Raw genomic sequence first — 18,271 nt, 5'->3', positions numbered from 1 at the left:
CGCTCCGCACCGGACGGGTCGGGTGCTCGCTATGACTGGATATATTCTTCGACGCCTGCTTCAGGCGATACCCGTCTTCCTCGGATCGACCTTCCTGATCTTCTCGATGGTCTTCCTGCTTCCCGGTGACCCGATCCTCGCGCTGTTCGGCGACAAAACGCCGACGGATGCGCAGTATGCGGCGCTCATGGCCGAGTACAACCTCGACCAGCCGTTCTTCACGCGCTACCTGATCTACCTCGGTGATCTCTTCCGGGGCGACCTGGGCACCACATTCCGTGGGCAGGAAGTAAACGACATCCTGCTGCGAACCTTTCCGGTGACGCTGCGTCTCGCACTCCTCGCGATCGTGCTGCAACTTGTGTTCGGTGTCGCGGTCGGCCTCGTCGCCGGCCTGCGCAAGAACAGCGTCTTCGATCATGCGTCGATGCTCATCAGCCTGCTGCTCATCTCTCTGCCGGTGTTCGTGCTCGCCTTCATCGCGCAGTTCTTTCTCGGCATCCAACTCGGCATATTCCGGCCGACAGTGAGCAGAGGCGTGCCCTGGGAAGATCTCATACTCCCGGCGATAGTGCTCGCCGCATTGAATTTCGCCTATGTGGTGCGGCTGACGCGGGCTTCGGTCATCGAGACCCGCCAGCAGGACTTCGTACGCATGGCCTTCGGCAAGGGTCTCCCCATGAGACGCGTGATTCCTGTGCACGTGCTTCGCAACTCATTGATCCCTGTCACGACGAACCTCGCTGCCGATTTCGGCATCCTGATCGTCGGCGCCACGGTCACCGAGGGCATCTTCAACGTTCCAGGAGTCGGTAACGAACTCTTCGGCGCGATCCAAAGACACGATGCCCCGGAAATCGTGTCGATCGTCACCGTTCTGGTCGTCATCTACGTCCTGGTCAACCTGGTGATCGACCTTCTGTACGGTGTGCTTGACCCGAGGATTCGCTATGTCAAATGAGATCCCTGTGCGCCGCATGGCGCACTACGTCGCCGAAGCCGACGAGGCAGGACTCGGTGCGGTCGACGCCGTACGGGTGAGCGAGCGCAAGAGCAACCTCTGGCTTGATGCCTGGCGTGATCTGCGTGGTCGCTGGATGTTTTGGGTCTCCGCGGTGTTCGTCGTCCTGCTCATCGTGGTGGCGCTCTTTCCTGGACTTTTCGTGCAGGTCTCACCCCGTGCCTGCGATCTTGAGAACTCGAACGCCGACCCTCGCGCCGGGCACCCGCTCGGTTTCGATTTCCAGGGCTGCGACGTCTACTCGCGAGTCATCCACGGGGCGAGTACCTCGCTCGCCGTCGGAGTGATCGTCACGATCATCATCGCCGTGATGGGCATCGTCATCGGTGCGTTTGCCGGATTCTTCGGTGGATGGATCGACGCGCTGCTCATGCGCATCGGCGACATGTTCTTCGCGATCCCGTACGTCCTTGCCGCAGTGGTTATCATGTCGATGTTCCTGGCCAACCGGAACATCCTGGTGATCTCACTCGCCATCGGCTTCTTCGGCTGGCCATCACTCGCGCGCATTCTGCGCTCGGAGATCCTCAGGGTGAGATCGAGCGACTTCGTGATGGCATCCGAAGCGCTCGGTGTATCTCGGATCCGCACGATGTTCACACACGTGCTGCCCAACTCGATCGCTCCGGTGATCGTGGTGAGCACAATTGGTCTCGCCGCAGCGATCACGGCGGAGGCAACACTGTCCTTCCTTGGCGTGGGGCTGCCGGATTCCGTCGTCTCTTGGGGCAGCGACATATCGAAGGCCCAGATCCGTCTGCGTACCGATCCGATGCCCTTGATCTACCCGTCGATCGCGCTGTCGTTGACCGTGCTGTCGTTCATCATGTTGGGAGAGACCGTGCGCGATGCGCTCGACCCGAAGGCGAGGGCGCTGAGATGACCTCGTTCAACGACCCGAACGCTCCGCTTCTCTCGGTGCAGGATCTCGAGGTCGCGTTTCGCACGCAGGATGGCGTCGTCCCGGCCGTGCGCGGTGTGAGCTTCGACATCTACCCTGGCGAGACGATGGCGATCGTCGGTGAGTCCGGTTCCGGAAAATCGACGACCGCGCACGCGATCATCAATCTGCTGCCAGGCAGCGGAAAGGTCACCGGCGGATCGGTGACTTTCCAGGGGAGGGACCTGACGAAGCTGAGCCGGTCTCAGATCGAGGATGTGCGCGGGAAACTCATCGGCCTCGTGCCGCAGGACCCCATGAACAGCCTCAACCCCGTGCATCGCATCGGGTTCCAGGTGGAGGAGACGATTCTCGCGAACGGTCTGGCAGATTCACGGCGTGCCGCTCGCAAGCGTGCCGTCGAGGTTCTCAAAGAGGCGGGGCTCGCCGACGCCGACACTCGAATGCGACAGTTCCCGCACGAGTTCTCCGGCGGGATGCGGCAGCGTGTGCTGATCGGCATCGGACTGTCTTCGCATCCGGATCTGCTCATCGCCGATGAGCCGACCAGCGCGCTCGACGTCACGGTGCAGAAGAAGATCCTCGATCACCTCGAACAACTCGCCTCCGAGCGCGACACTGCGATGCTGTTCATCACGCACGACCTCGGTCTTGCTGCAGAGCGGGCCGAGAACCTATTGGTGATGCACCGGGGCAGGATCGTGGAGTCTGGGCCGGCGCTGGAGATACTGCAGAATCCGCAGCATCCCTATACGAAGCGCCTCGTGGCGGCGGCGCCCAGCCTCGCCTCGAAGCGGATCCAGGTGGCGGTGGGTCACGACGAGGCGATCGTCCCACTGACGACGACGACGACGGTGCCCGACCTGGCGACCATTCAGAGATCGTCTGGGCAGCCTGTGGAGCACGCGGCTGCACCAGTCATCGAGTTCCGCAATGTGACAAAGGTATTCAAGATTCGTGGCACGGGATTCAGCTCAACGCGGTTCACTGCCGTGGACGACATCTCGTTCCAGGTCCCGAAGGGATCGACGATGGCGATCGTCGGCGAGTCCGGATCGGGCAAGTCGACGGCGGCGAAGCTGCTGCTGCGGCTGGAACACAAGACCGCCGGATCGATCTTCGTCAACGGCAGAGACACCGACACTCTCAATCGTTCGGAACTGCAGGCGATGCGTCGGCAGATGCAGCCGGTGTTCCAAGACCCGTACGGATCTCTTGACCCGTTGCACAACATCGGGAACACGGTGGCTGAGCCACTGCGCGTGCACGGAGTGGGCGATGCTGCTTCGCGTCGGGCGCGCGTGCGCGAAGTCCTCGATCAGGTTGCGCTTCCGTCCAGCGTCATGGAGCGGTACCCGAATGAGCTCTCCGGCGGTCAACGCCAGCGTGTCGCTGTGGCTAGGGCGCTCGCGCTCAAGCCCGAGATCGTGGTGCTCGACGAGGCGGTGTCGGCGCTGGACGTGCTGGTGCAGGCGCAGGTGCTCGCCCTGCTCGCGGATCTGCAGGCCGAGCTGAACCTCACGTACCTCTTCATCACCCACGACCTTGCGGTGGTGCGTGTCATCGCCGACCACGTCTGCGTCATGGAGCAGGGCCGGATCGTGGAGCAGGGCACCGTCGACGACATCTTCGCGAATCCGCAGCAGGAGTACACCGATCGCTTGCTGCGCGCGATTCCCGGGGCAGCGATCACGCTCGGCACCGCGTCCTAACCTCTCCTCGAAGCTACATAACCACGCCGAGAAGCATTCGAATTTGCGTCGTTTCGGCGTGGTTTTGTAGTCTCGCGAGGCGAGCGCGCGGCTAGCGCCCGAACAAAGTGAACGTCGCCAGTTTCATCGTGTCGCGTGGGCGCACGGGGCGCAGTCCGGCAGCGCGAAGAGCCTGGTCGAGCGGCTCGATCTCGTTCAACTCGTCCCAGCCCCAGCGCGCCATGCCGGAGGTGTTGCGGCGCAAGCGATTTTCTCGTCGCTTCTCGGCGACGATTGCCTCGGCAGGATCGCCCAGTTCGGCTGAGTACTTCACATCTCCATCCGCTTCGCCGATTATGTCTTCCTTCTTCCAATAGAAGTCGCAGCGATCGCTCTCTCCCTCAAAGAAGAACTGCTGCTGCAGGATTGGCACTTCGTACCCCAGCCACTCGATCACCGCGAGGCTCGCAGATTCAAGCACGCTCTCCGGAATTCCGCTCGCCCGACTCAGCGCCCACCGTGCTTGGCGGCGTCCCCGCCCAGATGCGAGGCTTTCATTCAGCGAGATGAGTGCCTCTCGGCTTGTCGCCGGGTCGGCGCGGAGCAATACGTCCGCGTACGCCAGCGCCTCCGCGGGTGGGCGAGATCGTGCGATATCGACGGCCGTGGCTGCGGGGGACGTGAGCCGGATGCCATCGACGGTGATGATCTCGCGCTGGTCGACGGAGATGTGGGTTCGGATGCCTCGGTACTCGCGTGACGATCCACCACTCGTGAGTACGTGGACCGGGCGGCTTGGATAGGCGATCAACGCACTCAGCAAAGTTCCGGCAGACTCACTGCAGACGATGCGCCGAGGATCCACGGCAATCGCCGCATGGACACGAACCAGGTTCTTCTCCCATGGCGGAAGCGCATTCCACGCCTCGGTCTTGACATACACGCCACGAAAGAGTCGCCTCAGCGTTCCGTCCCGCCATCCGCGTTCGGTGTGACCGGAGTTCTCGTCGCGCGACAGGATCAGGGGCAGCGGGCTCGGTAGTGTCTGCATTCGACCATGGTGCTCGCCCCAAAGGCAGAAGCAGCGCTACTCACAGTTGCTTACCGAGATCGTTCGGTGTGCAGAACCAGTGGTACCCCGCCTCGCTCGCGAAACTACAAAACCACGCCGAGACGCACCTGAATCCTTGTCGTCTCGGCGTGGTCTTGCAGGTTCGCGAGGAAGGAAGGAAGGAAGGGAGCTAGGGGAGCAGTGGCGCGACGAGGGGGTAGCCGACGAACACCGTCGCGTCGATCAGGAAGTGCGCCACCAGGAATGGCAAAAGCCTGCCGGTGCGAGCGAACAGCCAGCCGAATAGCAGCCCCATCGCGAGATTGCCGATGAACGCACCTGGACCCTGGTACAGGTGATAGCTCGCGCGCAGCACGCTTGTGGCGATGATGATCGGCCAGATACCCCAGCCGAGTTGCTTGAGTCGCGCGAACAGGTACCCGAGTACGACGAACTCCTCCATGATCGACGCGCGGGCGGCCGAAAGCAGCAAGATCGGCACAGTCCACCAGTGGGCGTCGAGACCGCCGGGGTTCACGGCGACGAAGAGTCCCAGCATCCGCCCCACGACGTAGAACGCAAGACCGGGGATGCCGATGGCCAGGACCAGCAGAACGCCGCGGCCCGTGTCGCGGCCGACACGCGTGCCGTCCAGACCGAGCCGCCCGAGATGCGGGCGCGAGGCTTGCCAGAGCAGGAAACACACCAGCAGTACCGGCACGATCGAGAAGCTGATCGACAGAATCTGGTAGATCAGATCGAAGATCTCGCGGTCGCTGCGCGAGGGATTCAGCGTCGTGGTCTGATCGGCGAGCGGCGTCGAATCGGTGAGGCGATACGCGAGCTGCACGATCGAATAAACCGCTGATTCGCCGAGCCCCAGCGCCAGCACGATGGCGATCTCCCACCAGATGCGCGCACGCGATGGAGGCGGGGCGAGATCGAGTTTCGACGTGTGCACAGCACGATGTTACGGGAGCGGTCTATCTCTGTTCAGAGAGTGGTCAGCCAGTATGCGATATCCTGTCATGTCGGCATCCCGGCGAATCCCACACTTTTTAGGAACATTTGCATGGCGCACGCCCTTCGCTCTGACCTCCGCAATGTCGCTATCGTCGCGCACGTCGACCATGGCAAGACCACCCTCGTCGACGCGATGCTTCGTCAGACGGGCTCCTTCGGCGAGCACGCCCACGTCGACGAACGCGCCATGGACTCGAACGATCTCGAGCGCGAAAAAGGCATCACGATCCTCGCCAAGAACACGGCGATCACCTACACGGGTAAGCACGCAGGCGGTAAGGAGATCACGATCAACGTGATCGACACCCCCGGCCACGCTGACTTCGGTGGCGAGGTCGAGCGGGGCCTGTCCATGGTTGACGGTGTCGTCCTGCTCGTTGACGCGAGCGAGGGCCCGCTGCCGCAGACTCGTTTCGTGCTGCGCAAGGCGCTGGAGGCCAAGCTTCCGGTCATCCTGCTGGTCAACAAGACCGATCGCCCCGACGCTCGCATCGCCGAGGTCGAAGAAGAAGCCCACGACCTGCTGCTCGGCCTCGCATCCGACATGGTCGATGACGTGCCGGATCTCGATGTCGACGCGCTGCTCGACGTGCCGGTGGTCTACGCCTCCGGTCGTGCAGGCGCTGCCTCGCTCAACCGCCCCGGCAACGGCGAGCTGCCAGACAACGACGACCTCGAGCCGCTCTTCGGCGCAATCCTCGAGCACATTCCTGCTCCGGCGTACGACGACGAAGCTCCGCTGCAGGCGTGGGTCACCAACCTCGACTCCAGCCCGTTCCTCGGCCGTCTCGCACTGCTGCGTGTCTTCAACGGCACGCTGAAGAAGGGTCAGACCGTCGCATGGGTGCGCGCAGACGGCACTCACCAGAACGCTCGGATCACCGAGCTGCTGAAGACCCGCGCTCTGGAGCGCTACCCGGCTGACTCTGCCGGCCCCGGCGACATCGTCGCCATTGCCGGTTTCGAGGACATCACCATCGGCGAGACCATCGCCGACCCGGAGGATGTCCGTCCGCTGCCGCAGATCCACGTCGACGACCCCGCCATCTCGATGACCATCGGCACGAACACGTCGCCGCTGATGGGCAAGGTCAGGGGCCACAAGCTCACTGCCCGCATGGTGAAGGATCGCCTCGATCGCGAGCTCATCGGTAACGTCTCGCTCAAGATCGTCGACATCGGGCGTCCGGATGCCTGGGAGGTTCAGGGCCGCGGCGAGCTGGCACTCGCCATCCTCGTCGAGAACATGCGTCGCGAGGGCTTCGAGCTCACCGTCGGCAAGCCGCAGGTTGTCACGAAGCAGGTCAACGGCAAGACGCACGAGCCGTTCGAGCACCTGACAATCGACGCCCCCGAGGAGTACCTCGGTGCGATCACGCAGCTGCTCGCGACCCGCAAGGGCCGAATGGACAACATGGTCAACCACGGCACCGGCTGGGTGCGCATGGAGTTCATCGTTCCGTCCCGCGGCCTGATCGGGTTCCGCACCGAGTTCCTGACGACAACGCGCGGCACGGGTATCGCCAACGCGATCTCGCACGGCTATGACGCATGGGCGGGCCACATCAGCACGCGTCAGAACGGCTCGATCGTCGCCGACCGCATGGGTGTCGTCACCCCGTTCGCGATGATTGCTCTCCAGGAGCGGATGTCCTTCTTCGTTCAGCCGACGCAGGAGGTCTACGAGGGCATGGTCATCGGCGAGAACTCGCGCGCCGACGACATGGACGTGAACATCACCAAGGAGAAGAAGCTCACGAACATGCGTGCCGCGAGCTCCGACACCTTCGAGTCGATGACTCCTCCGCGCCAGCTCACCCTTGAGGAGAGCCTCGAGTTTGCCCGCGACGACGAATGTGTCGAGGTCACACCCGAGGTCGTACGCATCCGCAAGGTCAACCTCGACGCGTCGACTCGCGCTCGCGAGACCTCGCGTCTGAAGCGTCAGGATGCCAACGCCTAAGCGTCGCGCATCGCGCACAAGAAGGCTTCCGCACTCCTGAGTCATCAGGATGGTGTGGAAGCCTTCTTGCGTTGTGACGGACGCCGCCCTCGACAGGGTCTAGGTTTGACGTGACCGGTTGGTCGTCCCTGAACCTCTGAGGAGCGTGGCGTGATTCCTACCGCCCATAACGACCTGCGGCAAGAGGTGTCCACGGGAACGCTGCCTGGATGGGGCCGCGTCGAGGAGCTTGTCCAAGAAGTACACCGGCGTTTTGCGGATGAAACCTCGGGAACGGTTGCTGACTACATCCCGATACTCGGCGAGGTCGACCCCGAGCTTTTCGGGGTCTCGGTCATTGAAGTCGGCGGCGGACAGCATGACGCGGGAGATGCCGGCCAGCCGTTCTCGATCCAGTCGATATCGAAGATGTTCGTGTACGCCTTGGCCATACAGGAACACGGGCACGAAAAGGTTCGCGACATCGTCGGAGTGAACAACACCGGACTCGCCTTCAATTCGGTCATGGCGCTGGAACTCAATGACGGCCACCCGATGAACCCCATGGTCAACGCCGGAGCGATCGCGACGACCGCTCTCATCCCTGGCGCCACTGGCGCAGAGCAGTGGGAGCGTATCCGCGACGGGCTCTCCGCCTTCGCCGGACGACCGTTGAGTCTCGACGGCGAGGTGTACCGTTCCGAGGCTGAGACCAACGAGCGCAATAAGGCTCTTGGGCGGCTACTGAAGAGCTACGGACGCCTCGAAGGCGATCCGGACGAGGTCGTCGACATCTATACCCGTCAGTGTGCCCTCAACGTCACCGCACACGATCTCGCCGTGATGGGTGCGACACTGGCCGACGGTGGCGTAAATCCGATCACGGGCGTGCGTGTCGTCTCTGAAGAGGTATGCCGTGACACTCTTGCTGTCGTCGCATCCACCGGCCTCTACGAGCGATCCGGCGAGTGGCTGTTCGAGATCGGCCTGCCGGCGAAGTCCGGCGTTGCTGGCGGGATCGTCGCTATCGCGCCAGGCAAGGGCGCTGCCGGATCTTTCTCTCCACGCCTCGACAGCGCAGGCAACTCGGTGCGCTCCCAGCTCGCCATCGGGTACCTTTCCCGCGCGCTGGGCTTGAATCTCTTCGCCTCGGTTCCTGCCGTGGCGGAGCGCCCGTAATCTCCGTCATCCCCCATCTTCAGGAGCCGAATTATGAGCCAGAGCCAGAGCCAGAGCACCGGGCAGACGAAAAAGAATCCCTCAGAGCAGAAGAGATCCTGGCTGCCGATGGTCAGCCTGTTCTTCGCGCAGGTACTGATGTCGTTCAATGTGGCTGCGCTGCCGATCTCGCTCGGTGGCATGGTCGAGGAATTCGGTGTTCCGCCGACGGTCGCGAGCTCCACGATCGTCGTCTACGGCGTCGCCGTGGCCGCGCTGGTGATGACGGGTGCGAAGCTCGGCCAGCGCATCGGCTGGGTGCTGATCTTCCGCATCGTGATCGTCCTGTTCGCGGGGTCGTCGCTGCTGATGATCTTCGCACCGACCATTGCCTGGGCGATCACGGGTCAGGCCGCTGCGGGAGCTGCCGCGGCGATCATCGTTCCGGCTCTGGTGGCGCTGATCGCGGAGAACTATCGCGGTCCACAGCAGGCGACGGCGATCGGCGCTCTCGGCTCGGCGCGCGCAATCTCCGGGGTGAGCGCGTTCCTCATCGGCGGAACGCTGGGAACGTTGGTCGGCTGGCGTCCGATCTTCATCATCGTGTTTGCGATCGCGGTGGTCGTCTTCGCGCTGAGCTTCACTCTCCGCGGTGACCGAGGTGACGCCTCCATCAAAATCGACCTCGTGGCTTCGCTCCTCATCGGTGCGGGTGTCGTTCTGCTCACGCTCGGCTTCAACAACCTCAATGCCTGGGGCGCGCTGGGAGCGACGGAGGCCGCGCCATTCAGCGTCCTCGGACTCTCCCCGGCACCGGTGTTCATCGTGATCGGTATCGTGCTCGGTCAGGCGTTCTTCATGTGGACGCGCCGACGGATGGCATCCGGCAAGGTGCCGCTTATTGATCTCAGCGTCTTGAAGTCTTCTAAGGACCGCGCAGCCGTGTACGCGATGTTCATCGTCGTCGCCCTTGAAGCCTGCGTGAACTTCTCCATCCCGCTGTACATCCAGATCGTGCAGGGCCGCACGCCCTTCGACACATCGATGGCAATGCTTCCGTTCAACCTCACGGTCTTCGTCACCGCGACGCTCGTCGTGCGCTTCTACAAGAAGTACCCGCCACGCACGATCGGAGTGTTCGGGTTCTGCCTGACGACGATCGCGCTCATCTGGCTGTCGATCGTCGTCAACAACAACTGGGAGACGTTCCCGACGATCCTGGGACTCATCGTGTTCGGCATCGGGCAGGGCGCACTGGTGACCCTGGTGTTCAACGTGCTCGTCACCTCGGCTCCTGCGGAGCTTGCCGGAGATGTCGGCTCGCTGCGCGGCACCACACAGAACTTGGCCTCGGCAGTGGGAACAGCTGTTGCCGGAGCCCTGCTCGTATCGCTGCTCGGAATCGGTGTCGGGCGCGCGGTCCTCGAGCATCCTGAAGTGCCGCCGACGCTCGTCGCGCAGGTCAACATGGACGACATCAACTTCGTCAGCAACGACGATCTGCGCACGGCGCTGGAAGGGACGGATGCCACGCCCGAGCAGGTTGAGGCTGCCGTGACGATCAATGAGGAGGCCAGGCTCGGTACGCTTCGGCTCGGCCTGCTCATCCTCGCCGGTATCAGTGCGCTGGCCATCCTGCCTGCCTCGCGTCTGCCTCGCTACAAGCCAGACGAGATTCCTGATCCGTCTCCGGCCGCTGCGTCCGACTGAGTCAGCGTAGTTCGGAGATCAGCACGGCGCTTGTCCCGGGGACCGTAGCCTCGAAGACGTGGGGTGTGTCCCCGGGATACGACATGTAGTCACCGGGATTCAGCAGCACAGGTTCGCCGACGGGGCCGATCTGCGCCTGCCCTGAGATCAGGATGACGTGCTCAGTCGTGCCGACATGGTGCGGCTCTGAGCGTCGCGGCTCACCAGGTTCGGCGCGGATGAGATAGAGGTCTCGACGCGCCCCTGGTGGGCTCGCAGAGAGCAATGATGCGTTGTAGGCCGCCGCGGCAGAGGGGACGCCGGCGAGATCATCGGCGCGGATCAGCGTCGGCGCGTTCGCCTGCTGGTCGACGAGCACAGCGAAGGGAACACCGAGGGCCACGCCGAGCGCCCAAAGGGTCTCGACGCTCGGATTTCCCGCACCGCCTTCGAGCTGAGACACGGTGGCCTTTGAGACGCCAGCTTGACGCGCGAGTTCTGATACTGACAATCCGACTGCTTCACGCTCGCGCCGAAGAGTGCGGGCTATGCGCGTTCCGAGATCCTCCATGCGTTCATCATGTCAAACGATCGTTCACTTGACTATCCGATGTCGGCTGTTCAGAATGATACGCATGTGTTCATCGAATCGAACGGCCGGCGTCGGAGGCATCCGAAGTGTCTGAACGGCGCGAGGTCTGGCGCGAGGGGATCGGCGTCGTCGTGGCCACGAGCGCCTACGGCATCTCGTTCGGCGCACTCGCCGTCGCATCCGGTCTCGACGTCTGGCAGACCTGCGTGCTGAGCCTGCTGATGTTCACCGGGGGATCGCAGTTCGCCTTCATCGGAGTGTTCAGTGCTGGGGGCCTGGCCGCGCTGCCTTCGGCGGTCGCCTCGGCCGCACTGTTGGGTGTGCGAAACATGGCCTACGGCATTCGGATGTCGCCGATCATCGGCAGTGGCTTCTGGCGGCGGACCGCCGCCGCTCAGATCACGATCGATGAGTCGACCGCGGTGGCGATATCGCAGAGCTCACCACCGCTGCGCCGACTCGGATTCTGGATCACCGGAATCGGCGTGTTCGTCGGCTGGAACATCACAACGCTCGTCGGCGCGTTGATCGGTGATGTGCTGGGGGATCCAAAGACATGGGGGCTGGATGCGGCGGCGGCCGCCGCCTTCCTCGCCCTGCTCTGGCCGCGGCTCAAACAGCGACAGGCGATCGCGGTGGGAATCGCGGCCGCCGTCGTGGCAGCCGCGCTGACGCCCTTCATCATGCCGGGGCTGCCGGTACTCGTCGCGGCCATCGTGGCGATCGCTGTGGGCTGGTTCAACTGGTTCGCCGCGCCTCAGATCGAGAAGACGGAGGGTGTCGCATGAGTGTATGGAGCGCAGTGCTGCTCGCAGCATGCATTTGCGTGGCGCTCAAGGCTTTCGGCTATCTGATCCCTTCCCACCTGTTGGAAGCGCCGCGTCCGGCGCGCATCTCAGACCTGCTGACCGTTGCGCTGCTCGCTGCCCTGGTTGCGGTCCAGACACTTGGCGCTGGGCAGGCTGTGGTGGTGGATGCCCGGATCCCGGCCGTACTGGTGGCGGCAGGCCTGCTGCAGCTTCGCCAATCGTTCCTCCTGGTGGTCGTGGCGGCAGCGGCGACGGCCGCGCTGCTGCGCCTGGTCGGCTGGGCTGTGTGAACCTGCCAGCCATAGCCGGGCGGCGTAAGATCGCAGGGTGCCAAATTGGATCTCCCGTGCTCTGTCCTGGATCGCCGCCGCCCTCGTCGGCGCCGTCTATGGCACGGCAGGAACCATCGCGCACAGCCTTATGTGGGGCATCATCCCGGTCGGACTGATCGTCGGCGGCATCGCGTGCGGTGCGCTCCTCATCGCCGTGCGCGCATTAACGCGTGATCGAGGTGCCGCGCTGGCTACGGCGATCGGGATGCTGGTAATGCTGATGGTTATCTCTGGCACCGGCCCCGGAGGATCGGTGATCGTGCCGAACACTCCAGTCGGGCAGATCTGGATCTATCTCGTCGCGGGTATCGCCCTGTTGGTGGTCGCATGGCCGAATCTGAAGCGGCTACCTGCACGCGCGGAGGCGCCGGCCGCCGGTAACGAGTCGTAGACTGGGGGAGTGACGTATGTGATCGCTCTCCCGTGCGTCGATGTCAAGGATCGCGCCTGCATCGACGAGTGTCCCGTTGACTGCATCTATGAGGGTGAACGGATGCTCTACATTCACCCGGACGAGTGCGTGGATTGTGGAGCATGCGAGCCAGTCTGCCCTGTTGAGGCGATCTACTACGAAGACGATACGCCCGAGGAATGGGCGGACTACTACAAGGCGAATGTGGAGTTCTTCAACGAGATCGGATCGCCTGGCGGCGCGGCAAAGGTCGGCGTCATCAAGTACGACCACCCGATCGTTGCGGCTCTTCCCCCGCAGGGCGCGTAAGCACAGTGGGAGTCCGCGACCTCGCTGACTATCCCTGGGATGCCGTCGTTCCGTATCGGGAGCGCGCAGCATCACATCCGCAGGGCCTGGTTGATCTGTCAATCGGATCTCCTGTCGATCCCACGCCCGAGATCATCCGCAAGGCTCTTGCTGATGCGACCGATGCGCATGCCTATCCGCAGAACATCGGCACGCCGGCGCTGCGAGAGGCCATCGTCGACTGGTACGCGCGTCGCCGCGGAGTTCCAGGACTAAGCGCCTGCAACGTGCTGCCCACGGTCGGCTCGAAAGAGCTCGTGGCGCTGCTTCCGACCCTGCTGGGCCTCGGCGAAGGCGACATCGTGGTGTTCCCCCGGGTCGCTTATCCGACCTATGAGGTCGGCGCGCGCGTTGCTGGAGCGACGCCAATCGCTGAGGACGACCCGGCTGCGTGGCCGGAGGGCACCAAACTCATATGGATCAACAGTCCTGGCAACCCAGACGGACGCACCTGGACCGTCGACGAGCTGAGCGCAGCCGTGCGTCGTGCCCGCGAACTTGGCGCCGTTCTGGCCAGCGATGAGTGTTACGCCGAACTCGGCTGGGACGGCCCCTGGGCGAGCGAGCCGATTCCGTCGGTGCTCGATCCGCGTGTGACCGGCGGATCGAGTGCAGGGCTGCTCAGTGTCTACTCGCTCAGCAAGCAGTCGAACCTGGCGGGCTACCGCGCCGCGTTCGTGGCAGGGTGCTCACGCGTGATCGCGGACATTCTTACCGCACGCAAGCACCTGGGCCTCATGATGCCCGCTCCCGTGCAACAGGCGATGGTCACAGCCCTGGGTGACGACGAACACGTCGCAGCCCAGAAGGAGCTTTATCGCGCTCGTCGTGAGCTCCTGCGCCCGGCGCTGGAAGATGCTGGATTCCGGATCGACGGTTCGGAGGCTGGTCTGTACCTGTGGTCGACCGAGGGTAAGGACGCGTGGGAATCGATGGGGCGGCTCGCCGATCTCGGCATCCTCGCTGGGCCCGGGCCGTTCTATGGAGCGGATGCCGGTCAGCATGTGCGACTGTCGTTGACGGCTCCGCTGGAGCGCGTTGCAGAGGCAGCTCGACGTCTGCAAGGCCGCTCACTGTAGGTTCTCACGAGGTATCGTCGTGATCTCTTGGCGGTTGTCACAGTAGGCCAATCTGGCGACTAGGCTGTAGAGGCGATTCGGTCGAGACCCGACCAGGCGCTCAGCGCCGTGCATCGCCCTCGACGAATAAGACCAATCAGGTCGCGTGATACTTACAAGGAGGTCCGCGTGAGTGCAGCGGGAGATCAGCAGGCGAAGGCCACCCTCACCATTGGTGGAACCACGGCGCAATTCCCAGTACTGCGTGGATCCGCAGGTGCTGACAGCATCGACTTCTCGACGCTGACGAAGCAGACCGGTTACACGGGGCTTGACTACGGCTTCGTCAACACGGCATCCACCAAGTCGGATATCACCTTCATCGACGGCGACCAGGGCATCCTGCGATACCGCGGCTATCCGATCGATCAGATCGCCGGGAACAGCTCTTACCTCGAGGTCGCCTGGCTGCTCATCTACGGAGAGTTGCCCACCGCTGACGAACTGGCGAACTTCGATGAGCGCATCCGTCGCCACACGCTTCTGCACGAAGACCTCAAACACTTTTTCTCGGCCCTGCCGCACACCGCACACCCGATGTCGGTGTTGTCCTCGGCCGTTGCGGCACTCTCGACCTACTACGAGGGCCAGACCGACCCGAACAATCCGGAGCACGTCGAGCTCAACATGGTGCGGATGCTCGCGAAGCTTCCTGTAATCGCGGCATATGCGCACAAGAAGAGTGTCGGACAGGCATTCCTCTACCCCGATAACTCGCTGAGCTTCGTCGACAACTTCCTCAAGCTCAACTTCGGTGTGAACTCAGAGCCGTACGAGATCAACCCGGTCATGTCCAAGGCGCTGGAACTGCTTTTGATCCTGCACGAAGACCACGAGCAGAACGCATCGACCTCCACGGTTCGCCTGGTGGGTTCCACCGGCGCAAACCAGTTCGCGTCCATCTCGGCCGGCATTCACGCGCTCTCGGGCCCGCTGCACGGCGGTGCCAACGAAGCTGTTCTCACCATGCTCGGCGACATCCGTGATTCCGGTCAGGGCGTGCGGCGCTTCGTTGAGCGCGTCAAGAACAAAGAGGAGGGCGTCAAGCTCATGGGCTTCGGCCACCGGGTCTACAAGAACTACGACCCGCGCGCCAAGCTCGTCAAGGATGCTGCTGACGAGGTTCTTCGGGAGCTCGGCGTCACTGACCCGTTGCTCGACCTTGCCAAGGAGCTCGAGGAGATCGCCCTCGCGGACGATTACTTCAGGGAGCGTCGCCTCTACCCGAACGTCGACTTCTACACGGGTGTGATCTACAAGGCGATGGGCTTCCCGACGCGCATGTTCACGGTGCTGTTCGCCATCGGGCGCCTGCCCGGTTGGCTTGCGCAGTGGCGCGAGCTGAACCTCGACCCGCAGACCAAGATCGGTCGCCCGCAGCAGCTGTACACCGGAGCAGCGGAACGCCAGTTCCCGATCCGCTGAGAGAAACGCGGGTGGGCCCAGTAGGGCCGCATGCGCACGCATGATGCGAAAAAGGCGACATCCTCCCGATGGGAAGATGTCGCCTTTTCAGCGAGGCTCAGCGCCCGGCGTAGCCTCCACGGCCGCCCTGGCCACCACGGCCTTGTGCGCTGCCGCTACCCTGGCGCTGTCCGCCGCCCTGGCCCTGGCTGCTGCCCTGGCCCTGCGGGCGACGACGGCGCGATGCGGGAGCGCCGGACGGCGCGTTTCCGGACGGACGCTGCTGCCCCTGACGCGGCTTCTTCGTCTGCTGCTGCTGTACCTGCACGGGAGCAGGACGCACGTGCGGAGCGTGCTCGCCGACAAGCTCATCGACGATGTCGGCGTTAGCGGTTTCGAGCTCTGCAGCGATCTGCGCCTTGCGGAGCAGGTCCTTCACATCGCGACGCTGCTCGGGCAGCACGATGGTCACCACGGTGCCGGACGCGCCAGCACGAGCGGTGCGACCGGAGCGGTGCAGGTACGCTTTGTGTTCCATCGGAGGATCGACGTGGACAACCAGGTCGATATCGTCGACGTGCACGCCACGGGCCGCGACATCGGTCGCGACGAGGACACGGACGCCGCCGTCGGCGGGGTCAGCGGAGAATGCGCTGAGGTTGCGCTCACGGGCGTTCTGCGACAGGTTGCCATGCAGATCGACGGCAGGAATACCGCCAGCAGTGAGCTGCTTCGCAAGCTTCTTCGCCTGGTGCTTGGTGCGAGTGAAGAGAAGACGACGGCCCATGCCCGAGGCAAGCTCACGCACAAGAACGGTCTTGTGCTCGGTGGAAGTCGTCACCAACACGCGGTGGATCATCTCACCGGTCGGCACGCTGGACTCGTCGACCTCGTGGCTAACGGGGTTCGAGAGGAAGCGGCGTGCGAGCGAGTCGATCCCGCGGTCCAGCGTCGCGCTGAAGAGCAGGCGCTGACCGCCGGCAGGTGTCGCGGTGAGGATGCGCGTGACGCCGGGGAGGAAGCCGAGGTCGGCCATGTGGTCGGCCTCGTCGAGAACGGCGACCTCGACAGAATCGAGTGAAACGACCTTCTGCTTCATGAGGTCTTCGAGGCGACCTGGGCAGGCCACGACGATATCGACGCCGCTGCGCAGCGCCTGCTCCTGCGGTCGCTGGCTGACGCCACCGAAGACGGTAGTGACGCGCATGCCGACAGCCTCCGCGAGCGGTGCGATGACGGCGGCGATCTGCGTGGCGAGTTCGCGTGTCGGTGCGAGCACGAGACCACGCGGGTGGCCGGCGCGGCTCTTGCGCCCCGATGCGATCAGGCTCGCCACCAGGGGAATCGAGAAGGCGATGGTCTTGCCGCTGCCGGTGCGGCCGCGACCGAGAAGGTCACGTCCGGCGAGCGAGTCGGGAAGCGTGTCGCGCTGGATGGCGAACGCCTCGGTCTTGCCCTCAGCAGCAAGGACGGCGGCCAGGGGTGCGGGCACGCCGAGGTCAAGGAAAGTAGGCATAGAGAAAACTCCGTGAGCGCACGTCAGTGCGCGAGACTAGGTGAATGGGCGACCGCGCACAGGAAGTGCGCAGAGGTTCGCCGTTCGAAACGCCAACTGGTGGAGGAGCTGTTCAGCTCGCTTCGGTCTGTGAAGACCCCGTGACGACGACGTAGTTATCAGACATCAGTCTGGACAACTGTTCAACAGTAGCAGGATGTGCATGCCTGAAGCTGTATATGCCCCGCATGCGCGCGTCGCGCCTCAGGCGTGCAGCGCCTCATTCAGCGTGACGCCGACACCCGCACGCTGCTTGGCCTCGATGGCGCCGGTCACGGAGTTGCGCCAGAACAGCAGTCCGTTGTGTCCGGAGAGTTCGGATGCCTTCACGACGCGCTTGCCACCGTTCGCGGTGTTTGGCCCGTCGATCAGGACGACCTTCGAGCCTGCGGTGATGTAAACACCTGCCTCGAGGATGCAATCATCGCCGAGCGCAATGCCGAGGCCGGAGTTCGCGCCGAGCAGCGTGCGCTCACCGATCGAAACACGCACGGTGCCGCCACCGGAGAGAGTGCCCATGATCGATGCGCCGCCGCCGATGTCGCTGTTCGCACCGACCACGACGCCCTGCGAGATTCGCCCCTCGACCATGACGGCGCCAAGGGTGCCAGCATTGAAGTTCACGAAGCCCTCGTGCATCACTGTGGTGCCGGGGGAGAGGTGGGCGCCGAGGCGCACGCGGGATGCGTCTGCGATGCGCACGCCTTCCGGCTGCACGTAGTCGGTCAGGCGTGGGAACTTGTCGAGCCCCTGCACCTGGATGCCGTGACGCTGCAGCAGCGGACGCAGACGTGCGGCATCTGCGGGGAGCATCGGGCCCGCATTGGTCCATGCGACGTTCGGTAGATGGCCGAAGATGCCGTCGAGGTTCAGCTCGTTGGGGCGCACGATGAGGTGCGAGAGTGCGTGCAGGCGCAGGTAGGCGTCGGCGGTGGACGCGGGAGCCGCATCCAGATCGATCTGCAGCTGAATCAGCTCGGTGTGCACGTTTCGGCGCTCGTCCGTGTCGGCCAGCGCTTCCCACGTGAGGGCGGCGGCCGCAGCATCCGCAGTGGTCAACTCTCCCGTGGAGACCTCGGGGAACCAGGCATCAAGAACGGTGCCGTCGGCGGCGATAGTGGTCAGACCGATACCCCATACAGTGCGCGCGTTGCTCATACCTCAACGGTAGCGCCCTTCGTCCCGCTAAAGAATCGGTGCGGGGCGCGGAGAGCGGGTGAAGGGC

General features: G+C 63.8%; 17 protein-coding genes. 12 read left to right on the top strand and 5 right to left on the bottom strand.

The features are described from left to right. The first annotated feature begins 31 nt into the window (after positions 1–31). From AC1C2Q_RS02725 to AC1C2Q_RS02715, 3 genes are read left to right on the top strand one after another with little or no spacing between them, the layout of a single operon-like run. Positions 32–961: an ABC transporter permease gene (locus AC1C2Q_RS02725; RefSeq protein WP_495429522.1), complete on the top strand. Its 930-nt coding sequence runs from the start codon at positions 32–34 to the stop codon at positions 959–961. Beyond that, the gene (locus tag AC1C2Q_RS02720) at positions 951–1,904 is read left to right on the top strand and encodes an ABC transporter permease (protein ID WP_495429521.1); all 954 of its coding nucleotides are present in this window, start codon (positions 951–953) and stop codon (positions 1,902–1,904) included. Before AC1C2Q_RS02725 ends, AC1C2Q_RS02720 begins: the two co-directional genes overlap by 11 nt. Then, positions 1,901–3,634: an ABC transporter ATP-binding protein gene (locus AC1C2Q_RS02715; protein WP_495429520.1), complete on the top strand. Its 1,734-nt coding sequence runs from the start codon at positions 1,901–1,903 to the stop codon at positions 3,632–3,634. Before AC1C2Q_RS02720 ends, AC1C2Q_RS02715 begins: the two co-directional genes overlap by 4 nt. Before the next feature lie 91 nt (positions 3,635–3,725). Here the strand turns inward: AC1C2Q_RS02715 and AC1C2Q_RS02710 are convergent, their stop codons facing one another. Next, positions 3,726–4,664: a type IV toxin-antitoxin system AbiEi family antitoxin gene (locus AC1C2Q_RS02710; protein WP_495448899.1), complete on the bottom strand. Its 939-nt coding sequence runs from the start codon at positions 4,662–4,664 to the stop codon at positions 3,726–3,728. A 190-nt stretch (positions 4,665–4,854) separates the two neighbouring features. Then, positions 4,855–5,625 carry a CPBP family intramembrane glutamic endopeptidase gene (locus AC1C2Q_RS02705; RefSeq protein WP_495429518.1) on the bottom strand — a complete coding sequence of 257 codons (771 nt, stop codon included), beginning with the start codon at positions 5,623–5,625 and terminating at the stop codon, positions 4,855–4,857. Positions 5,626–5,736: 111 nt separating this feature from the next. On the opposite strand from AC1C2Q_RS02705, the gene typA reads away from it, so the two are divergent. From typA to AC1C2Q_RS02690, 3 genes are all read left to right on the top strand, one after another. Continuing rightward, positions 5,737–7,650: a translational GTPase TypA gene (typA, locus tag AC1C2Q_RS02700; protein WP_495429517.1), complete on the top strand. Its 1,914-nt coding sequence runs from the start codon at positions 5,737–5,739 to the stop codon at positions 7,648–7,650. Positions 7,651–7,800: 150 nt separating this feature from the next. Continuing rightward, positions 7,801–8,808, top strand: a complete 1,008-nt coding sequence (glsA, locus tag AC1C2Q_RS02695; protein WP_495448898.1) for a glutaminase A — start codon at positions 7,801–7,803, stop codon at positions 8,806–8,808. A gap of 33 nt (positions 8,809–8,841) precedes the next feature. Then, positions 8,842–10,497, top strand: a complete 1,656-nt coding sequence (locus AC1C2Q_RS02690) for an MFS transporter (RefSeq protein WP_495448897.1) — start codon at positions 8,842–8,844, stop codon at positions 10,495–10,497. Position 10,498: 1 nt separating this feature from the next. Here AC1C2Q_RS02690 and AC1C2Q_RS02685 read toward each other — a convergent pair whose 3' ends face one another. Next, a complete protein-coding gene (locus tag AC1C2Q_RS02685) occupies positions 10,499–11,047 on the bottom strand; it encodes a helix-turn-helix domain-containing protein (RefSeq protein ID WP_495429514.1) in 549 nt (182 codons plus the stop codon). 107 nt (positions 11,048–11,154) lie between these two features. Between AC1C2Q_RS02685 and AC1C2Q_RS02680 the strand changes: the two genes are divergently transcribed. From AC1C2Q_RS02680 to AC1C2Q_RS02655, 6 genes are all read left to right on the top strand, one after another. Beyond that, positions 11,155–11,856 (top strand): AzlC family ABC transporter permease, encoded by a 702-nt coding sequence (locus AC1C2Q_RS02680; RefSeq protein WP_495448896.1) that lies wholly within the window; start codon positions 11,155–11,157, stop codon positions 11,854–11,856. After that, positions 11,853–12,167 (top strand): AzlD domain-containing protein, encoded by a 315-nt coding sequence (locus AC1C2Q_RS02675; RefSeq protein ID WP_495448895.1) that lies wholly within the window; start codon positions 11,853–11,855, stop codon positions 12,165–12,167. The genes AC1C2Q_RS02680 and AC1C2Q_RS02675 overlap by 4 nt, the downstream gene beginning before the upstream one ends. Positions 12,168–12,204: 37 nt before the next feature. After that, a complete protein-coding gene (locus AC1C2Q_RS02670) occupies positions 12,205–12,600 on the top strand; it encodes a histidinol dehydrogenase (RefSeq protein ID WP_495448894.1) in 396 nt (131 codons plus the stop codon). Positions 12,601–12,609: 9 nt separating this feature from the next. Then, positions 12,610–12,930: a ferredoxin gene (fdxA, locus tag AC1C2Q_RS02665; RefSeq protein ID WP_495448893.1), complete on the top strand. Its 321-nt coding sequence runs from the start codon at positions 12,610–12,612 to the stop codon at positions 12,928–12,930. Positions 12,931–12,935: 5 nt separating this feature from the next. Further along, positions 12,936–14,048 (top strand): succinyldiaminopimelate transaminase, encoded by a 1,113-nt coding sequence (gene dapC, locus AC1C2Q_RS02660; RefSeq protein ID WP_495448892.1) that lies wholly within the window; start codon positions 12,936–12,938, stop codon positions 14,046–14,048. A 168-nt stretch (positions 14,049–14,216) separates the two neighbouring features. After that, on the top strand, positions 14,217–15,512 hold the full coding sequence (locus AC1C2Q_RS02655; protein WP_495429508.1) for a citrate synthase: 1,296 nt from the start codon (positions 14,217–14,219) through the stop codon (positions 15,510–15,512). A 97-nt stretch (positions 15,513–15,609) separates the two neighbouring features. Here AC1C2Q_RS02655 and AC1C2Q_RS02650 read toward each other — a convergent pair whose 3' ends face one another. Next, the gene (locus AC1C2Q_RS02650) at positions 15,610–17,007 is read right to left on the bottom strand and encodes a DEAD/DEAH box helicase (RefSeq protein ID WP_495429507.1); all 1,398 of its coding nucleotides are present in this window, start codon (positions 17,005–17,007) and stop codon (positions 15,610–15,612) included. A 243-nt stretch (positions 17,008–17,250) separates the two neighbouring features. Further along, the gene (dapD, locus tag AC1C2Q_RS02645; RefSeq protein WP_495448891.1) at positions 17,251–18,204 is read right to left on the bottom strand and encodes a 2,3,4,5-tetrahydropyridine-2,6-dicarboxylate N-succinyltransferase; all 954 of its coding nucleotides are present in this window, start codon (positions 18,202–18,204) and stop codon (positions 17,251–17,253) included. Between the last annotated feature and the right edge of the window lie 67 nt (positions 18,205–18,271).

It is taken from the genome of Microbacterium sp. Y356 (genome assembly GCF_059445355.1).
Note: the sequence above shows the minus strand (reverse complement) of the source record. Positions and strands in the feature narration are given on the sequence as shown.

Bases quoted from the DNA above. Each gene is read 5' to 3' on its own strand.
- dapD (WP_495448891.1), bottom strand. From the start codon at position 18,204: ATGAGCAACGCGCGCACTGTATGGGGTATCGGTCTGACCACTATCGCC.
- AC1C2Q_RS02710 (WP_495448899.1), bottom strand. From the start codon at position 4,664: ATGCAGACACTACCGAGCCCGCTGCCCCTGATCCTGTCGCGCGACGAG.
- AC1C2Q_RS02650 (WP_495429507.1), bottom strand. From the start codon at position 17,007: ATGCCTACTTTCCTTGACCTCGGCGTGCCCGCACCCCTGGCCGCCGTC.
- AC1C2Q_RS02685 (WP_495429514.1), bottom strand. From the start codon at position 11,047: ATGGAGGATCTCGGAACGCGCATAGCCCGCACTCTTCGGCGCGAGCGT.
- typA (WP_495429517.1), top strand. From the start codon at position 5,737: ATGGCGCACGCCCTTCGCTCTGACCTCCGCAATGTCGCTATCGTCGCG.
- AC1C2Q_RS02690 (WP_495448897.1), top strand. From the start codon at position 8,842: ATGAGCCAGAGCCAGAGCCAGAGCACCGGGCAGACGAAAAAGAATCCC.
- AC1C2Q_RS02720 (WP_495429521.1), top strand. From the start codon at position 951: ATGTCAAATGAGATCCCTGTGCGCCGCATGGCGCACTACGTCGCCGAA.
- AC1C2Q_RS02725 (WP_495429522.1), top strand. From the start codon at position 32: ATGACTGGATATATTCTTCGACGCCTGCTTCAGGCGATACCCGTCTTC.
- AC1C2Q_RS02715 (WP_495429520.1), top strand. From the start codon at position 1,901: ATGACCTCGTTCAACGACCCGAACGCTCCGCTTCTCTCGGTGCAGGAT.
- AC1C2Q_RS02675 (WP_495448895.1), top strand. From the start codon at position 11,853: ATGAGTGTATGGAGCGCAGTGCTGCTCGCAGCATGCATTTGCGTGGCG.